8 protein-coding genes and 1 riboswitch are annotated in these 17970 nt (G+C 65.6%); of the genes, 2 read left to right on the plus strand and 6 right to left on the minus strand.

Annotated features, from left to right (window positions below):
- Positions 1 to 36: 36 nt before the first annotated feature.
- Positions 37 to 2790, minus strand: coding sequence for a methionine synthase (gene metH, locus LPW39_RS09035; protein ID WP_230773774.1), 2754 nt, complete (start codon positions 2788 to 2790; stop codon positions 37 to 39).
- Between the two features lie 35 nt (positions 2791 to 2825).
- Positions 2826 to 2938: riboswitch (S-adenosyl-L-homocysteine riboswitch) on the minus strand.
- A gap of 225 nt (positions 2939 to 3163) precedes the next feature.
- On the opposite strand from metH, the gene gltS reads away from it, so the two are divergent.
- Positions 3164 to 4402 (plus strand): sodium/glutamate symporter, encoded by a 1239-nt coding sequence (gene gltS, locus LPW39_RS09040; RefSeq protein ID WP_230773779.1) that lies wholly within the window; start codon positions 3164 to 3166, stop codon positions 4400 to 4402.
- Between the two features lie 66 nt (positions 4403 to 4468).
- Here the strand turns inward: gltS and LPW39_RS09045 are convergent, their stop codons facing one another.
- Complete coding sequence (locus LPW39_RS09045; RefSeq protein WP_230773784.1) at positions 4469 to 4924, minus strand: PACE efflux transporter; 456 nt, start codon at positions 4922 to 4924, stop codon at positions 4469 to 4471.
- Between the two features lie 68 nt (positions 4925 to 4992).
- On the opposite strand from LPW39_RS09045, the gene LPW39_RS09050 reads away from it, so the two are divergent.
- A complete protein-coding gene (locus LPW39_RS09050) occupies positions 4993 to 6042 on the plus strand; it encodes a LysR family transcriptional regulator (protein ID WP_230773786.1) in 1050 nt (349 codons plus the stop codon).
- On the opposite strand, the gene LPW39_RS09055 is transcribed toward LPW39_RS09050, so the two are convergent.
- From LPW39_RS09055 to LPW39_RS09070, 4 genes are all read right to left on the minus strand, one after another.
- A complete protein-coding gene (locus tag LPW39_RS09055) occupies positions 5930 to 9316 on the minus strand; it encodes a mechanosensitive ion channel domain-containing protein (RefSeq protein ID WP_230773791.1) in 3387 nt (1128 codons plus the stop codon). The genes LPW39_RS09050 and LPW39_RS09055 overlap by 113 nt on opposite strands.
- A gap of 74 nt (positions 9317 to 9390) precedes the next feature.
- Positions 9391 to 14889 (minus strand): DNA repair ATPase, encoded by a 5499-nt coding sequence (locus LPW39_RS09060; RefSeq protein ID WP_230773796.1) that lies wholly within the window; start codon positions 14887 to 14889, stop codon positions 9391 to 9393.
- Between the two features lie 149 nt (positions 14890 to 15038).
- Positions 15039 to 17129: a flotillin family protein gene (locus tag LPW39_RS09065; RefSeq protein ID WP_230773801.1), complete on the minus strand. Its 2091-nt coding sequence runs from the start codon at positions 17127 to 17129 to the stop codon at positions 15039 to 15041.
- Between the two features lie 78 nt (positions 17130 to 17207).
- Entirely contained in the window at positions 17208 to 17891 is a 684-nt protein-coding gene (locus LPW39_RS09070) for a ubiquinone biosynthesis protein UbiH (protein WP_230773802.1), read from the minus strand.
- Positions 17892 to 17970 lie beyond the last annotated feature (79 nt).

A 17970-nucleotide genomic window follows, 5' to 3' on the forward strand; every position in this document is an offset into this window, starting at 1 on the left:
GGTTTGTATTTCCGTTTTACAGCCTATGGCTTGTATTTATGCCAGATTCGGCGCCAGCGCCCGGCGCAGCACTTCGATGTCCATGCCCCGGCGCTCTGCCATATCGGCCAGCTGGTCTTCACCGATTTCGCCGACGTTGAAGTAGACCGCTTCGGGGTAGCCCAGGTAGAAGCCGCTGACGCTGGAGGCGGGGAACATGGCCAGGCTCTCGGTCAGCTGCATGCCGATGTCGGCGGCGTCCAGCGCCTTGAACAGGTCGATCTTGGCGGTGTGGTCTGGGCAGGCGGGGTAGCCGGGGGCGGGGCGCACGCCCTGGTATTTTTCCTTGATCAGCTGCTCGTTGCTCAGCTGCTCATCGGCGGCATAGCCCCACAGGTCCTTGCGCACGCGCAGGTGCAGGCATTCGGCAAAGGCTTCGGCCAGGCGGTCGGCCAGGGCCTTGAACATGATGCCGCTGTAGTCGTCCAGCGCGGCTTCAAATTCCTTGTCCTTCTTCTCGGCACCGATGCCGGCGGTGACCGCAAACAGGCCGGCGTAATCGCCAATGCCCGATTCCTTGCTGGCCACAAAGTCGGACAGGCAGCGGCTCGGGCGCATCACACCGTCCACTGCCTGCTTTTCGGTTTGCTGGCGCATGCCATACCAGGTCAGCAGCTCGGTGCTGCGCGACTCGTCGGTGTAGAACACGATGTCGTCGCCCACCCGGTTGGCGGGGAACAGGCCCATCACGCCATTGGCCTGCAGCCAGCGGCCTTCGATGATCTTCTTGAGCATGGCCTGGGCATCGGCCAGCACCTTGCGGGCCTCCACACCCACCACCTCGTCGTCGAGGATGGCCGGGTACGGGCCGGCCAGGTCCCAGGTCTGAAAGAAGGGGCCCCAGTCGATGTACTGGGCGATCTCGGCCAGGTCAAAGTTCTTGAACACGCGGCGGCCCAGCACGCGGGGCGTGACGGGCGGGTGCGCGGCAAAGTCCACCGGGGTGGCATTGGCGCGGGCCTGCGCCAGGGTCCACAGCGGTGTCTTCTTTTTGTTGGCGTGCTGGGTGCGCACCTTGTCGTAGTCGGCCTCCACCTCCTGCAGGTAGCGGTCCTTGTTCTCGCCGAGCAGGCTCTGGGCCACGCTCACGCTGCGCGAGGCATCGGGCACATAGAGCACCGGGCCTTCGTACTTGGGGGCGATCTTCACTGCGGTATGCACGCGTGAGCAAGTAGCGCCGCCAATCAGCAGCGGGATCTTCTTGACGCGGAAATAGTCGTCCTTGTGCATCTCGCCGGCCACGTATTGCATCTCTTCCAGGCTGGGCGTGATCAGGCCCGACAGGCCGATGATGTCGGCGCCCTCGGCCTTGGCCCGGGCCAGGATCTCGTGGCAGGGCACCATCACGCCCATGTTGATGACCTCGAAGTTATTGCACTGCAGCACCACGGTGACGATGTTCTTGCCGATGTCATGCACATCGCCCTTGACGGTGGCGATGACGATCTTGCCCTTGCTCGACACGTCGATGCCTGCTGCTTCCTGCTGGCGCTTTTCCTCTTCGATGTAGGGCACCAGGTGGGCCACGGCCTGCTTCATCACGCGGGCCGACTTGACCACCTGGGGCAGGAACATCTTGCCGGCACCAAACAGGTCACCGACCACGTTCATGCCGTCCATCAGCGGGCCTTCGATCACATGCAGCGGGCGCCCGCCGCCTTGCACGACGATGGCCTGGTAGGCCTCTTCGGTGTCTTCGGTGATGAAGTCGGTGATGCCATGCACCAGCGCATGCGACAGGCGCTCGTTCACGGTCTTAGGGTTCTCGGGCGTGCCGCGCCATTCCAGCTTCTTGCTGTCATCCTTGGCACCGCTCTTGGCGCTGTCGGCCACTTCCACCAGGCGCTCGCCAGCGTCGGGGCGGCGGTTCAGCACCACGTCCTCGACGCGCTCGCGCAGCACCGGCTCCAGGTCGTCATAGACGCCGACCATGCCGGCGTTGACAATACCCATGTCCATGCCCGCCTGGATCGCGTGGTAGAGGAACACGGTGTGGATCGCCTCACGCACCGGGTCGTTGCCACGGAACGAGAACGACACGTTGGACACACCGCCGCTCACCTTGGCGCCGGGCAGGTTCTGCTTGATCCAGCGCGTGGCTTCGATGAAGTCCACGCCGTAGTTGTTGTGCTCTTCGATGCCGGTGGCCACGGCAAAGATGTTGGGGTCGAAGATGATGTCCTCGGGCGGGAAACCCACCTCATCGACCAGGATGCGGTAGGCGCGCTCGCAGATCTCGATCTTGCGCTCGTAGGTGTCGGCCTGGCCTTTTTCATCAAAGGCCATGACCACGGCCGCCGCGCCATAGCGCTTGACCAGGCGCGCATGCTTCTTGAACTCGTCCACCCCCTCCTTCATCGAGATGGAGTTGACGATGCCCTTGCCCTGGATGCAGCGCAGGCCCGCTTCGATCACCTCCCATTTGGAGCTGTCGACCATGATGGGCACGCGGGCGATATCGGGCTCGGAGGCGATCAGGTTCAGGAACCGCACCATCGCCGCCTTGCTGTCGAGCATGGCCTCGTCCATGTTCACGTCGATCACCTGGGCGCCGTTTTCCACCTGCTGGCGCGCAACGGCCAGGGCCTCTTCGTACTGCTCGTTCAGGATCAGGCGCGCAAAGGCCTTGGAGCCCGTGACGTTGGTGCGTTCACCCACGTTGACAAACAGGCTGTCCTCGCCAACAAACACGGGCTCCAGGCCCGACAGGCGCATGGGAGGAACGGAAACGGGGACGGCAGACGCGGACATGGGGCTCACCTGTAAAAACCAGAAAACAGAGACAGAACAGGTGAGCGCCGTTGATGCGGGCGATGCCGTGCATGCCCGTCCACCTGCCCCAAGCCTGACAGGCCTGCGATGGGGGTACCACCGGCCTGCTGCAGCGCTCCTTGGGACAAGGCCCCGCATTTTAAGCCAGGCGGGCTGCTAAAGCACAGGCAAGGGAACTTGTCCATAGCCATAAACACCACTCACCAAGGTTGGTTATAGCCTTATTTAATGAAACGATACTTTAGCTTTCACCCATATTGCAGCACTTTGCCGGCAAAAACCGCCAATCTATAGCTAACACCGGCTTTCTGTGTTCAACCAGGTCAAGGCCTGCTATTTGAGGAGAATTCCCTTGCATCTGAGTTTCAGTGCTTACTACACCCTGATCTTTGCCGTCCTCGTGCTCTTGCTGGGCAAGCTGCTGACGCGGCATATCCGCTTTCTGCGCGACTTCAACATCCCCGAGCCGGTCTCCGGCGGCTTGGTCGTTGCGGCCATCATCTTTGCGCTGCACCAGGCCACCGGCCTGACCCTGGCCTTTGCCACCGGCATGCAGACCACCTTCATGCTGGTGTTCTTCTCGTCGATCGGGCTGAGCGCCAACTTTGCCAAGCTGCGTGAGGGCGGCATGGGCCTGGTGGTGTTTCTGGGCGTGATCGTCGCCTTTATCTTTGTACAAAACGGCGTGGGCGTGGGCCTGGCCACCTTGCTGGGGCTGGACCCGCTGATTGGCCTGGTCGCAGGCTCGATCACCTTGCTGGGTGGCCATGGCACCGCTGGCGCCTGGGGCTCGGTGCTGGAGAACCAATACGGCCTGAGCGGTGCCACCGCCTTGGGCATTGCCTGCGCCACCTTTGGCCTGGTCATTGGCGGCCTGCTCGGCGGCCCGTTGGCCAAGCGCCTGATCACCCGCCACCAGCTGGCCCAGCCACGCAGCCTGGCAGACGCGCAGACCGGCGCGCACAGCAGCGCCAGCGAAGGCACGGAGCCTGCCAACTTTGAAACGCCCAATACCGCCCCGCGCCTGATCACGGCCGAGGCGGCCATCGAAACCCTGGCGCTGTTTGCCGGTTGCCTGGCCTTTGCCGAGTTCATGACCAGCGCCACCCAGGGCACCAAGCTGCAGCTGCCCACCTTTGTCTGGGCGCTGGGCGGCGGCGTGGTGATCCGCAATGTGCTCGACTATGGTTTTGGCTTCAAGGTGTTTGACCGCGCCATCGATGTGTTCGGCAACGCCGGCCTGTCGATCTACCTGGCCATTGCGCTGCTGTCGCTCAAGCTCTGGGAGCTGGCCGATCTGGCCGGGCCGCTGATGGTCATCCTGGCCGTGCAGACCGTGGCACTGGCGCTGTTTGCTGTCTTCATCACCTTCCGCACCATGGGCCGCAACTACGATGCTGCCGTGCTGGCCGCCGGCCACTGCGGCTTTGGCATGGGCGCCACGCCCACCGCTGTTGCCAACATGCAGGCCATCACCAGCCAGTACGGGCCCTCGCACAAGGCCTTCTTGATCGTGCCGCTGGTGGGCGCGTTCTTTATCGACATCATCAACGCCTTTGTGCTGCAGCTGATGATTGCCTGGATTCGCTAAGACCGAGGTTCAATAGCAACGGGGCGTCGTGGTGACACGACGCCCCGTTGTGCTTTTATGGCTGGCTTACTGCGCCGATTGCGGCAGGCCAAACAGACGGTCAAACGACCAGTTGAACACAAAGGTGTAGACCAGGAAGAACAGCAGCAGGCCGATGTCCATCACCAGGGCTTCCCAGAGGCTGACGTCAAACCACCAGGCAAACAGCGGCACGAGCATGAAGACGAGGCCCCCTTCCATGCCCAGCGCATGCGCAATGCGGCGGCCCAGGCCACGCCCCCGGGTGGGTTGGCTGGCTTCCCAGCGCTCGAACAGATGGTTCCAGACCACATTCCACACAATCGCGATGGCCGACGATGCAGCGGCCACCACGCCCGAGTGCGCAGCACCCTGGCCCGACAAGGCAGACAGGCCTGCCGTGGCGGCCACAATCGCAATTGCCTCGTACAAGGCCACATAGACCACGCGCCGCATCGGCCCCTGCAGGGACCAGGGGCTGTTTTGTATTTTTTGAACTGACATGGGGCGCTATCTTATGTGTCATGAACTGATAACATAAGTCAGAATCTTTCAGAAAAACTGATACATCAATGCGCAGCGCTTTTGCCCCGTTCGACTCCGACACCATCCAGACCTTGCTGGCCGTGCTCGACCATGGCAGCTTTTCGGCCGCCGCCCGGGCGCTGGGCAAGGTGCCCTCGGCCGTCAGCATGCAGATCGCCCAGCTGGAGGCCGAGCTGCAGATGCCGCTGTTTGCCCGCGACGGCCGCGAGCCCAGGCCGCTGCCCGCCGCGCTGGCACTGGAGCCGCAGGCACGCTTGCTGGCCGCGCAGCTGCAGCAGCTCAATGCCCATGCGCTGGCGCTGGAGCAAGGGCTGGAGTCGCGGCTGACCTTGGCCATCGCGCCCGAGCTGCTGTCGGCCCCCTGGGCAGCGCCGCTGGCCGCCTTGGCGCAAGAGTACCCACAGCTGGCTGTCGAAGTGCTTACCGCCCCCCAGGCCGATGCGCTGGCCATGCTGCACAGCGGCCGCGCGCAGCTGGCGCTGGTGTTTGAGCGGCCCAGCCTTGATGGCCGCGAAGGTTTTCAGGAAGTGGCGACCGAGACCCTGCTGGCGGTGATCGCCCCCAGCCACCCGCTGATGCAGGCGCTGCACCAGGTGCCACTGCAGGGCGAGCCGGCCCGGCCCCAGCTGCGCGAACACCACCTGACCAACACCCGGCAGATCATCGTTGCCAGCCGCGACTGGACGCTGGACCATGAGCGCCTGGTCTATGCCCGCGATGTCTGGCGCACCGACAACCATGTGGCCGCCTTGCAGATGGTCAGCGCCGGCATTGGCTGGGGCTGGCTGCCCCAGCCGCTGGTGGCACCGCTGCTGCAGTCGGGCGCGCTGGTGGCAATGGAGTTTGCCAACCTCAGCAATGGCGCCCAGCTCTATGTGGATGTGGTCTGGTCCAAGGAGCACCCGATGGGCCTGGCCGCCAAGCGCTTTGTGGCGCTGGTGCAGACCGCTGCTTCGCCAACCCTTAAGTGCCCTGCGCCTGCTGCGGTGCAGCCGGGGCGGGCGGCAGATCGCGCACATGGATGTCCATCTGCGGGAAAGCCACCGCAATGCCCGCCGCCTTCAGGCGCGCATTGATGCTGCGGTTGAGGTCGTTGCGCACCGGCAGGCGGTCGTCCACCGCACCCACATAGACGCGCAGCTCGAACTTCTGGCCCTGGCCTTCGAGCGCCATGAACCAGCAGTTGGCCTCGGGCTCGCGCAGCACCTTGGGGTGCTCGGCCGCTATGGCCAACAGCATGCGCTGCACCTCGGACGGGTCGCTGCCGTGAGCGACCGAGACATCGATGATCAGGCGCGTCACATCATCGCTCAAGGTCCAGTTCGTCACCTGGCCGGTGATGAAGGTCTTGTTCGGGATGACGATTTCCTGGTTGTCAAAGTCCAGCACCGTGGTTGCACGGGTGCGGATGCGGGTGACGGTGCCGGTGTGCTGGTTGATGGTGATCACATCGCCAACCCGGAAGGGCCGCTCCACCAGCAGAATAAGCCCCGAGACAAAGTTGGCAAAAATCTCCTGCAGACCAAAACCCAGACCCACGGTCAACGCGGCAGCCATCCACTGCAGCTGGCTCCAGCGCAGCCCCAGCAGGGACAGCGCACTCACCGTGCCGGCGATGGTGATGCCGTAGCGCGCCAAGGTCGCCATCGTGTAGCGGTCCGAGCTGCTGACCCGGCGGGTGCTGGAGAACACCACCTCGACCAGGCCCGGCAGGTTGCGCGTCAGGCTGAAGGTCATCAGCAGAATCAGCGCGCCGATCAGCAGGTCCATCAGGCTCACCGGTGCGGGGCGGGCAATGCCGCTGGCCTCCGTATTGGTGGTGTACCAGAGCACCACGCCTTCAAAGCGCAGCAGCGCCGGCAGCACTGGCGACCAGGCGTAGACCAGGCTCAGCGCCACCAGCACCCGCTGCAGCAGGCCCAGCAGGCGGTGCGCCTGGGTGCTCACCGTCACCAGCGCCATCTGGCTTTGCTCATCGGTGGCATTGTTGCTGGCCGTGGGGGCGGTTCCGCCGCCAGCGGCGGCGTCGGCAGCCGCTGCGGCATTGGCCGCCTGGCGCTGCAGCGCAGCTGCACGCAGGCGGTTCAGCGCCAGCCGGCGCTCGCCCAGCAGCAGCCAGCGCCGCAGCAGGCTGACCAGCACCTCCGCCGCTGCCAGGAACACAAAGCTGCTCAGCAGCGCCTGGATCACCTCAGTGGCGGTGTAAACATAGCCCAGCCCGATGCCTACCAGGGTCACGGCCAGCACCAGCATGACTGCCACGCTCACCACCTGGCTCCAGCGCAGGCCCGGGCGCTGCTTGCCCAGGCTTTGGCGCAGGTAGCGGAAGGCCATCCAGGCCAGGCCCAGGGTCAGCACCAGCAGGCACATGCGGCCCCAGGTACTGATGGCTGTGTCGTCGTGGCTGAAAAAGGCCAGGCCGCCCAGCAGATCGATGGGCACGATCAGCCAGGTGGCGCGCAGCACCATCTGGCGCAGCACCTGCACGCGCTCGCGCGGCCAGCCAAAGTGCGCCACCGCCAGCCCGCAGGGGCGGAACAGCACGTTCAGCAGGGTCACGACAAACACAAAGGCACTCAGCTGCTCCAGCGCCTGGCCCAGCGGCTCCAGCGCCACCGGCGCCGCCGCCGATTGCAGCAAGGTGCCCAGCGCGGCGGTCGCAAAACTCCAGGGCAGTGCATAGAGCAGGCTCCAGCCCAGCGCCAGCAAGGTCAGACCAAAGTGGTCCTGCGAGAAGTTGTCGACCTGCGTGGCAATCGCCTGCAGTTTTTGCAAGGCATAGCGGCGCAGGCCCAGCAGCACTGCCACACCCGCAACGATGCCGGCATAGATCCAGAGGTTGCGCAAAATACTGGCGCCCAGCGCCCGCGCGGTGTTCCAGGGCGATGCACTGGCGCCCTGCTCCAGGCCAGCGCCGTCCGAGCTGCGCAGCACCGAGCGCCACTCATCCAGCCAGGCGCCGCCCATGGGCAGGTGGCTGGGGAACCACAGCAATTCCTTGTCCATCACCTGGCGCAGCGCGTTGCCGCTGGTCAAGGTCGATTGCAGCGCCGCATCGGTCTGCTCCAGCACGGCAATGCGCCGCAGCAGCAAGGGCTGGAGCTGGTCGATCAGCGCCGCCTGCTTGGTCCACAGCGCCGTGCTTTGGGCACTGCCACGCGTGGTCATGCCAGCGTTGCCCCCCACGGCAGCTGTGCCGTTGAGGCTGAAGCGCCGCTCGCTGGCGTTGAACAGCGCCAGCCGCAGCTCGGCGAGCTGCCGCAACGTGGCCTTGCGGCGCGACTGGATGGTGTTGACCGTGGGCAGCGCCACGCGCTGCTTCCACAGCCACTGGCCCACCGATGCACTGCCGCCCAGGCGCAGACGCGCCTGCGTATCGCGCAGCGCCGAGGCCAGCTGGCTTTGGCGGTATTCGTCGCTGGCCAGGTCCTGGCGTTCTCTCACCAATCGGTCGTTGTGCGCCAGTATCTGCGCGGCCAGCACGCTGTTTTGCTGCGCCAGCTCGCGCACCGCAGCGGGCGCCTCGGCCGTCTCATTCTCGGCGGCCTGGGTTTGCTGTACTTGCTGCTCCAGCTGCTGGCGGGCACGGTCGGCAATACGCTGGTTCAGCCAGGCCACGCGCGGTGTGCGCTCCAGCAGCTCGCGGCGCTGGGTCTGCAGTTGCACATCTAGCTGGCGCTGGCGGGTCTCGATGGTCGATTGCTCTTCCTGGCGCAGCGCCAGCTCCTGCGTGGCGCGGCGGTGCTCGGCGCTACGGCGCTGCTGGCGCGCCTGGGTCAATGCCTTGGATTCTCCCGGCTCGGCCGTCACCGGCGCTGCTGTTTCCTGCACGCGCTGCTGGAGGCTGGCCAAATCGCTGCGGCCATTGCCGGGCTGGGCCACCAGGTTGGCCTGCTCGGCCGCCGATTTCTCGATGCCAGCCTTGAGCGCGGCAATCGCTTCGCGCTCGTCGGTGAGCAGCTTTTCCAGCACTTCCTGGCTGGCATTGGCGGGCACGCGCTCTTCCCAGCGCGCCTGTATCTGCCCCAGATCCTGGTCGCTGAGCGGCGCGGGCGCCGTGCCCGCTGGTGTCTGCACCCGGCTGCGCAGGCGCTCGAGCGACTGCGCCAGCGCATCGGCCTCCTGCTCGGCGGTGGCGGTGGCCTCGCGCTGCGCCTGGATGGCGCGCTCTTCATCGCTGCTACTGCTGCTGGAGGAACTGCCTCCCAAGCCTGCGAGCGACGTCAGTGACTGTGCGGCTGCCCCTGGCGCCAGGGACAGCAGGCAGGCACACAGCAGCAGCCACAGGGCGAGCAGCCACCAGCGTGGCAAGCCCCGGTGGACAGAAAAGGAGAGGGGGGAGGCGCGCATCGGCACAGTGTATCGGTATGCGCCCTGCCCCATGGCTAGGACAAAGGCGCTGCTTGCACCTGATAACAAAGCTTTCAAGCCGGCGAGCGTGGGTCCTGCATCCGGTCAAAGGCCTTGTCGATGTCGTCGGCCTGCAAGGTGGGCTGCAGCGGCTGGCGGCCCGTGCGCTGCTGGTCGATCTGCTCCTGCATGCGGCTGGCAACCTGCATCAGCACCCGGTGCAGACCGAGCTGCTGACGCCGGCTCTGGTCGAGATGCTCGACGACTGGTTGCAGCGACTGCAGCACCAGCTGGCCCAGCTGCTGCACGGCCAGGTCCAGCGGGGGTGCGGCAGCTTCTGCGGGCTGCGGCACCGGCGCGCTGTCCAGCACCGCCTGGCGGATGCCATCGAGCGACTGGCCCACAGCCGTTTGCGCCTGGCCCCATTGCGCCAGCATGCGCTGCAGGCCTTCTTGCGCGGCGCTATCGCCCAGGTGGCGGGCCTGCTGGGCCTCGGCCATGGCCCGGGTGGCAGCGACCAGGTCGACCAGCTGGGTGGTCACGCGCGTGGCGGCATCGGCATTGGCGCCGCCGGCGGCCTGCTGGCGCTGGAACTGGGCCTTGATCTCGGCCCAGCGCGCCTGGGCCTGCGCATCGGCGCTGCCGCGCAGCTCGGCGAGCTTGAGCAGGTTCTCCTCGGCGCCGCCAGTCAGCATCTGGGCCTCGCCCTGGTAATGGTCGCTCAGCATTTGCGCCATCTCGGCATCGTTCATCACCGGGGTGATCTTCTCGGCCAGCTTGTTCATGTTGCGGTAGCTGCCCTGCAGCTTGAACGGTGGCTCGGTGCGGTAGTTGTCATCCTGCGCAGCGCTGTGGATGTACTGCTGGTTGACCTTGAACACCAGCTCGCGCACCTGCAGCATGCGCTGGAGCACGGCCTCCATCTCGCGCAGCTCGGCGGCGGCGTAGTCGTGCGACAGCGCGTTGGCCGAGACCTCCTTGCCCTGCACCCGGTCGAGCAGCAGGTACAGGTCCTGCAGGCTGCGGGTGGCCATCGGCGCCAGCACCGCGTTCGAGGTCATGCTGTTTTCGATATAGCTGAGCTTGAAGACCTCGTCCATGCCGCCCAGCACATCGCCCAGGTTGTAGATATCGGCGCGGTTGGCCAGCATGTCCGGGATCTTGAATACCTCCCCCGACTCGGTATAGGGGTTGCCGGACATGACCACGCAAAAGCGTTTGCCGCGCATGTCATGGGTCTTGGTCTGGCCCCGCCACACGCCTTCAATGCGGCGCGTGCCATCGGACAGCGAGATGAACTTCTGCAGAAACTCGGGGTGCGTGTGCTGGATGTCGTCGATGTACAGCATCACGTTGTTGGCCATCTCCAGCGCGAGGTTGAGCTTTTCCAGCTCCTTGGCTGCCGTTGCATCGGGGGCCTGCGCCGGGTCGAGCGAGCGCACCGAATGGCCCAGCGCCGGGCCGTTGATCTTCATGAAGATCAGCCCCAGCCGGTTGGCCACGTACTCCATCAAGGTGGTCTTGCCGTAGCCGGGGGGCGAGATCATCATCAGCAGCCCCATCTGGTCCGTGCGCTTGTTCTCGCCCACCACGCCGATCTGCTTGGCCAGGTTGTCGCCAATCACCGGCAGGTAGATCTCGTTGATCAGCCGGTTGCGCACAAAGGACGACAGCGGCCGGGCCTTGAACTCCTCCAGCCGGAAGCGCGCACGGTAGTCGCCCAGCAGCTGCTGGCGCAGCGCCTGGTAGCGCTCCCACTGCGGCAGATAGCGGCGGTAGTGGCGTGCCGCGCGCGTGGTCAGCTCGTCGAGCTGGATGTGCATGCGGCCGCCCTGCACCCGGCCATGCTGGCCCAGCAGGCCCTGCACCTCGCAGCGCAGATCGGCCGTGCTCAGCTGGTGGGTCAGTTCAGCCTGGCACACCAGCCAGGCTGCCGCCTCGCTGCAGTAGGGCAGCCAGGCGGCGCGCTCGGCCGGCGGCGCAGCCTGGGCCACCGTCTGCAGCCAGTGCAGCGCGCTGCGCCAGCGCTGGGCCAGCGGTGCTGCGCCGCGCTCGCGGCTGGCTTGGCCGGCCTCGCCGCCCGCCCAGTAGCGCTGCAGATCGGCCCAGTGCAGCCCTTCCTTGGGGCCGGCTTTTAGCGCCTGCTGCAAGGCCGCCACCACCGCCTGGCTGGCGCCCGAGAAATGCAAGCGCAACGCCTTGTGCGCCAGCTCGGCCTGCAGGTAATCGGCGGCGGCGCGCAGCAGGTTGTCGGCCTCGCTGTCCCACTCACCTTCATCAATTGCGGCCGCTGCCAGCAAGGGGCTGGCTGGGTCGGAGCGCAGCAGTGCATCGAGCAGGCCCTGGTCCTGCGCAAAGGCGCGCAGCTGGGCCATGATGTCGGTCTGCAGCGCCAGGCGCTCGGTCTCGCTGCCCAGCAGCTGTTGCATCGCCAGGGCCTGCTGCGCGCGCTCGGGCCAGCGCGCAATGCTGCTGGCCAGCTGCGGCTGCTGGATATGGGCCTGCTGGCTCCAGAACAGCAGTGCCAGGCTGCGCGCTTGCGGCGCATGGCGCAGCACACCGGCGCCATCGGCCAGCGGCACCAGCGCCTGCAGGATCAGCGCCGCATCATGGTCGTGTATGCCGCGCTCATAGCCGTCGCGGTAGCGCGGCGCAGAAAACTCCCGGATCGCCTGGGTCAGCGCCTCGGTATCGGGCAAGAGCTGGCGCAGGCGGTCCTGGCTCCAGCCCTCGCGGCCGGCACGCACGGCCTGCACCACCTCCAGCGCCAGGTACTCGCCCCGGTACATCTCGGCCGATTCGGCGGGCGACGAGGCATCCCAGTAGGCCTGCAGCCCGGCCAGTTCGGGGTTGTCCACCGGCTCGAAGTATTCGGTGCCCACCAGGTGCAGGTAGAGCTGGCCATCGCGGGGCAGCAAGGTCAGGTCCAGGTCCTGGTTGCCGACCGAGAAGCGGTGGCGGCCCAGGCGGATCAGCTTGCCATCGCCCTCGTACAGATCATTGCGGTCCTGCAGCGCGCGGAAGGCCTGGTCGCGCAGCGACTTGATGCGGCTGTCGATGTCGTCGGCCTTGACAGGGTCCTGCAGCTCGCCGCGCAGGCGCCCGGCCAGCTCCTTGAGCTTGGCGATCAGTGGATCGCCGGCAAAAAAGGCGTGCAGGGCCTCGGGGCTGGCGATCTTCTCGGTGCGCTTGGGCAGGCCCTGCACAATGCGCAGCGCGGCATCGAGCACGCCCTGCGCGCGGCGCTGGCGCTCGTCCTGCAGGGACTGCTTGCGCGCCTCGAAGGTCTCCAGCACCTCTTCGCGCTTGGCGATGATGTCGGAGAGAAACTGCGCATGCTCGCCAAACTGGCCCTCGATGTCTTCGAGTTGTACCAAGAGGCGCGCCAGCTGCTCATCGCATTTCTCGGGGGTCTGGGCCAGGTTCAGCCCGCTGACGATGCTTTGCGAGAACAGCGCCAGCTGCGCGGCAAACTGCGCCAGGTTCTCGGCACTGCCCAGGCCGGATTTGCGCTGCTCGGCCCGGGCCCGCACCTGGTTGAGGCGGGCATAGATGGACGAGATGCGGTCCACCACCGCCGTGCGCTGGGTGGCATCGTCGATCTTGAGGCTGCCCATCAGCTCGGACAGCAGATCGAGCGCGGCCGACATCTGGGCCATCTGCGCCAGCGGCTCGGCCAGCTGCACCACCGTGGTGGCTGCCTGGGCCTGCTGGTCCAGCGCCTGCAGCTGCTCCACATAGGGCTGCATCGCAGCATCGGTGGCAATGAAGCCCGCCGTGCGCTGCGAGACCTCCGCCTGGGCCTCGTCAGCCGTCTGCACCATGGCCTCGATCGCTGCCGCATCCACATAGCGCAGCTCGCGCGTGGCCAGCAACTGGCCACGCAATGCGGCCAGGTCGGTGAGCGCGCCCACATAGACATCAATGCTGTCGCCATCGGACAGGCGTATCTGCTTGAGCAGCTGCCCATGGCGGCTGCTGACCTCGCTCATCGCCTTGGCCGAGGCCTGGCGGATGCTCTCGACCTTTTCGTACTCGTCCAGCACCGCATCGCCGGTGGCGACGATGCCCAGCAGGTTCTCATGCAGCGCCTGCATGCCCGGGCCGCTGAGCCAGTGGTAGCGCTCGAACAGGCGGCGCGCGGTGTCGATCAGGCGCTCATAGCGCGGCAGCGATACCTCGGTGGCGGCGATCTCCTTGCGCACGCTGTACAGATCGGAGATGCCGCTGACCAGCTCGGCATTGCCGATGCGGCCCAGCGCGCTGTCTTTCTGCGGCTGGCGCGCGGCATAGTCGTCCGATGCGAAAGGCGTGCGCCACAGCTGCATCGGGTGCACGCGCGAGGCCTCGTTGCTCTCGGCAGCAAAGATGACGATGCGGCCATCGTCCATGCGCGCATAACCGTGGCCGATGATCGGCGGCTGCAGCGCCCGCTCGATCAGGTTGTACTTGAACAGTGCCATGCGCCCGCTCTCGGGCTCGTAGAACACATAGAGCACATCCTCGCCATTGGGCGAGCGGATGCTGCGGCGGTAGCGCATGCCCTGCATGTTCTGCTCGAAGGCGCGGTGCTCGCCGTTTTGCAGGTAGTAGCCGCCGGGGAAGATGATGCCGTGGTCCTGCGGCAGCTGGATGCAGGCCGCGCCAATCGCATCGATGCGCAGCACCTGGCGCGACAAGGTGTTGTAGACCAGGTAGCGCCACTGGTCCTCGCGGTAGGGCAGGATCTTGAGCAGGATCAGGCTGCCGACGGCCGCGTATTCAAACACCGCGTCGTCGAGCGACTGGTTCTTCTCCTGCACCGGCTCGCGGTAGATGCCCAGGCCGTCGTTGGTGTTGTTCTCGACCTTGATGGTCAGGTCGCCATCGAGCGTCTCGACAAACACCTTGTCGAGGATGTTGATGTGCGGATGGCGGCCCTGCACCAGCTGCTCGCGGCCGGCGCGCTGCCATTCAAAATCATGGGGTGCGGGCAGCTCGATGTCACGCTCGCCCCGGTTGTCGATGTAGCGGATCTGCTGGCCATCGGGCGAGACCGACCAGCGGAACACCCGCACATCGCCCAGGCGCTCGCCGATCTGGAAGCTGGCCAGCAGCTTGCCATCGCGCACCGCCAGCTGCATCAGCTTGGTGTGCTTGTAATAGGCGTAGAGCTCCTGGAAATCCTGCACAAAGCTCTGGATGCCCAGAAAGCTGTCCCTGGTGTCCACCGGCGTGACTTCGTAGCCCTGCTCCCCCTCATGCAGGCGGTAGAGCGCGAACACATCCTCGATGCGCGTCTCCTGCTTGAGGCCCATGAACACGTTGTAGCCAAACAGCAGATAACCGCCGACCTGGGCGATGTCGCGGCCCAGGCAGTTGTTTTCGGTGCGCACCCGCATGCGGGCGATGACCTCCATCTGGCTGCGGCCAAACTCTTCCAGCCGTGCTTCATTGAGTTCACGCGCCAGGGTCTCCAGCGCCTGGCCCTGGGCATCGAGCCGCTTGGCCAGCACTTCATAGGAGCCGCCACTGGCGACGGCGTCGTCAACGGCAGAGCGGTCTGGGGGATCGTTGGATGGGGTAGTGGACATGGCTAGAGCGGCAGAGAATGCGGTGGGGCACGGCAGGCCAGCGCGCGGACTGGGGCCTGCGTTGCAAGAGGGCTGGACGCCCCGAAGGAACGAGTCGGCACAAGGTCAGGCCAGACCAGGCATGGCGCCCGGCCCGGCCTGGTCATGGGTCAGGACTCGGTCGCCGACGGAGGCAGGCTCTTCTTGTCCTGGCCACCGCCCAGCAGGTTGCTCAGCGCATCGCTGGGCAGGCCCTTGCCGCCGATGAACTTCTGCAGCAGCTCCTGCACGATGGGGCTCTTGGCCGAGACACCCTCGACCGCCTTGCCCACCGACAGCGCCTTGGCAAAGTTGTTGAAGAAGTCGCCACCGCCGCCCACGATGTCGATATTGGCCTTGGACAATGCCGCCGACAGCACCTCGGCCTGCTCCTGGGCCACGGTCTTGTTCGCCTCGATGGCGGCCAGCGCCTGCTCGAAGTTCTTCTCCAGCTGCATGCGGAACTCTTCGTGCGAGCGGGCCTGGTCGGACAGCGAGGCCAGCGCGCCGAACTTCTCGGTCAAGCCCTTGGCCTCGGCGAACAGCTTGTCGCGCAGCACATCGGCTTCGGACTGGCCCACATCGCGGGTCACCACAGCCTTGGTGTTGCCCACCTGGGCCTCACCACGGGCCTGCGCCATCAGGCGCTCTTCGAGCACCTTGGCATCGGCCAGGCCCAGCTTTTCGTTGGCATCGGCCTGGGCCTCGATCACGCGCACTTCGGCCAGGCCCTTTTCCTCTTCTCCCTTGGCCTGGGCGATGAGCTTTTCCGCAATGATCTTGGCTTGCACCAGACCTTCGCGCTCGATCGCGGCGGCCGTCACTTCACGCACCTTGGCATCGGCCAGGCCGGGCGCTGCGCGCTCGACCTCGATGGCCTCGGCCATCTTCTTCTTGGCTTCTGCGGTCTTGCCAGCGGCCTCCAGCTCGGCCTGGGCCAGGGTGGTCACCTCAACGGCCTTGTGGCGCGATGCCGATTCGTCAGCCTCGGCCTTCTTGACCTGGCGCACCAGGTCCTCTTCGGCCTGGGCCTGGGCGGTCAGCACGGTGACCTGCTTCATGCGCTCGGCTTCGGACACGACGCGCACTTCCTTGATGCGTTCCTCTTCCTGGGCCACGCCCTTTTCGACCACCACGCGCTCGCGGATGACGTTGGCGATATTGGCCTTTTCGACTTCGATGGCCTTTTCTTTCTCGATGCGCTGCAGCTCCACTTCGCGCTGGCGCGAGACCACTTCCAGGTCCTTGGCGCGGGTGACCTTTTCGATCTCGATCACCACCGCGCGCTCGCGGTTCTGCTGCGCCACCGCCACTTCGCGCTGGCGGTTTTCTTCGCGGATGTCGAGCTGCTCCTGCGTCTGGATGCGGGCCTGCTCGGCCTTGAGGCGCTCCTCTTCCTGCACCTTCTGGGTCTCGGCCTGCTCGCGCGCCTGGATGGTCGCGATCTCGCGCTTCTGGCGCGCTTCGGCATCGGCCTGTTGGCGTTCCAGCGCCAGCATCGCTTCCTTGGTCTCGACGTTCTTCTTGGTCACGGCCAGCTCGGCATTGCGCTCGAGCTCGTTGGTGACGATGTTCTGGTTGGCCGTCAGCTCGGTGATCTTGCGGATACCTTCGGCGTCCAGGATGTTGTTCGGGTCCAGCGAAGCCTTGGAGGTCTGCTCCAGGTAGTCGATGGCCACGTCTTCGAGCACATAGCCGTTGAGGTCGTTGCCGATCACATGGATGATCTGGTCGCGGAAATCCTGGCGGTTCTCGAACAGCTTCACAAAGTCGATCTGCTTGCCCACGGTCTTCAAGGCCTCGGAGAACTTGGCATTGAACAGCTCGTTGACAGCGCCCTTCTCCGAGGCGCGGTCCACGCCGATGGCCTTGGCCACCTTGAGCACGTCGGCAGCGGTCTCGTTGACGCGCAGGTAGAAGGCCACAGTGATGTCGGCGCGCATGTTGTCGCGGCAGATCAGGCCTTCCTTGCCCCGGCGGTCAATCTCCAGGGTGATCAGCGAGATGCGCATGAACTCCTTCTTGTGGATCACCGGCAGCACCATGCCGCCGGTGAACTTCACCTTGGGCTGCGAGGTCGTGTCATTGATGATCAAGGCCGTTCCCTGGGGCACCTTGATGTAGAAGGCCTTGACCAGCGCAAACAGGCCCAGGATGACGATGAAGACCGAGCCGATCACCACGCCGGCGACGATGTACCACTCCAGATTTCCCCAATTCATGCGTAACTCCCTATCAGTATCAATTTTTTGAAAAATGCGAATGCGGGCTGCCCTGCTGGCGCGGGCAGACCGCTCTTATCAAACGGGTGGCAGCAGGCCCGGTATCTCGCTGCCGTCGAACTCGGCCTTGCTGACCACGCGCCAGGCGTTGTGCTCGGGCAGGTGCTCGATCAGTACGATCTCAGTGCCACGCGGCAGGTCGCGCTCTGGCGAGCGCATCTGCACATTGAGCCCGCCGCCGCCGTCATCGACGCTGCCATAGCCTTGCGTGGCGTTGACCACCCCGCTGCGCACCAGGCCCGTACGGCCCAACAGCACCTGGGGGGTCTCGGGCGGCGCAATGCGCGCCACCAGGCCGCGCAGCGGCCGCAGCACCACCACCGTGGCGGCAAAGCCCAGCACCAGTGCAGCCACTGCCAGCGCGCTGCCGATAAGCAGGTTGAGCAGCGCCCAGCCCTCGGGCATGGGCACCAGGTGGCACAGCACATACGACGCCAGCCAGGACAGCAGCAGCAACACCGTCAGGATGACGGTGGCCGGAATACCGCCCAGCCCCACCTTGAGCAGCAGGCCGGCCAGCGCGCTGACCGAATGCTCCACGCCATGGGCATGGTCGCTGCCGTCAAACAGCAGCCACTGGTCGAGCGAATCGGTCTCCACCAGGCCGAGCAGGGCGATCAGCCAGTACAGCAGCATGCACAGCAGCAATGCGCCGAAGATGAAGGTTGGAAAGCCCAGCGCATAGTGCAGAAATGTCGACATGGCGTCCCTCTTCTAAGTGTGCGGTAGCGGGCGCAGCGCCGGCTCCTCACTTGTTGTGTGTCTGGTCGGGCCAGCCATG

Origin of the sequence: Comamonas koreensis, assembly GCF_021026195.1 — a bacterium.
Classification (GTDB): domain Bacteria; phylum Pseudomonadota; class Gammaproteobacteria; order Burkholderiales; family Burkholderiaceae_C; genus Comamonas; species Comamonas koreensis.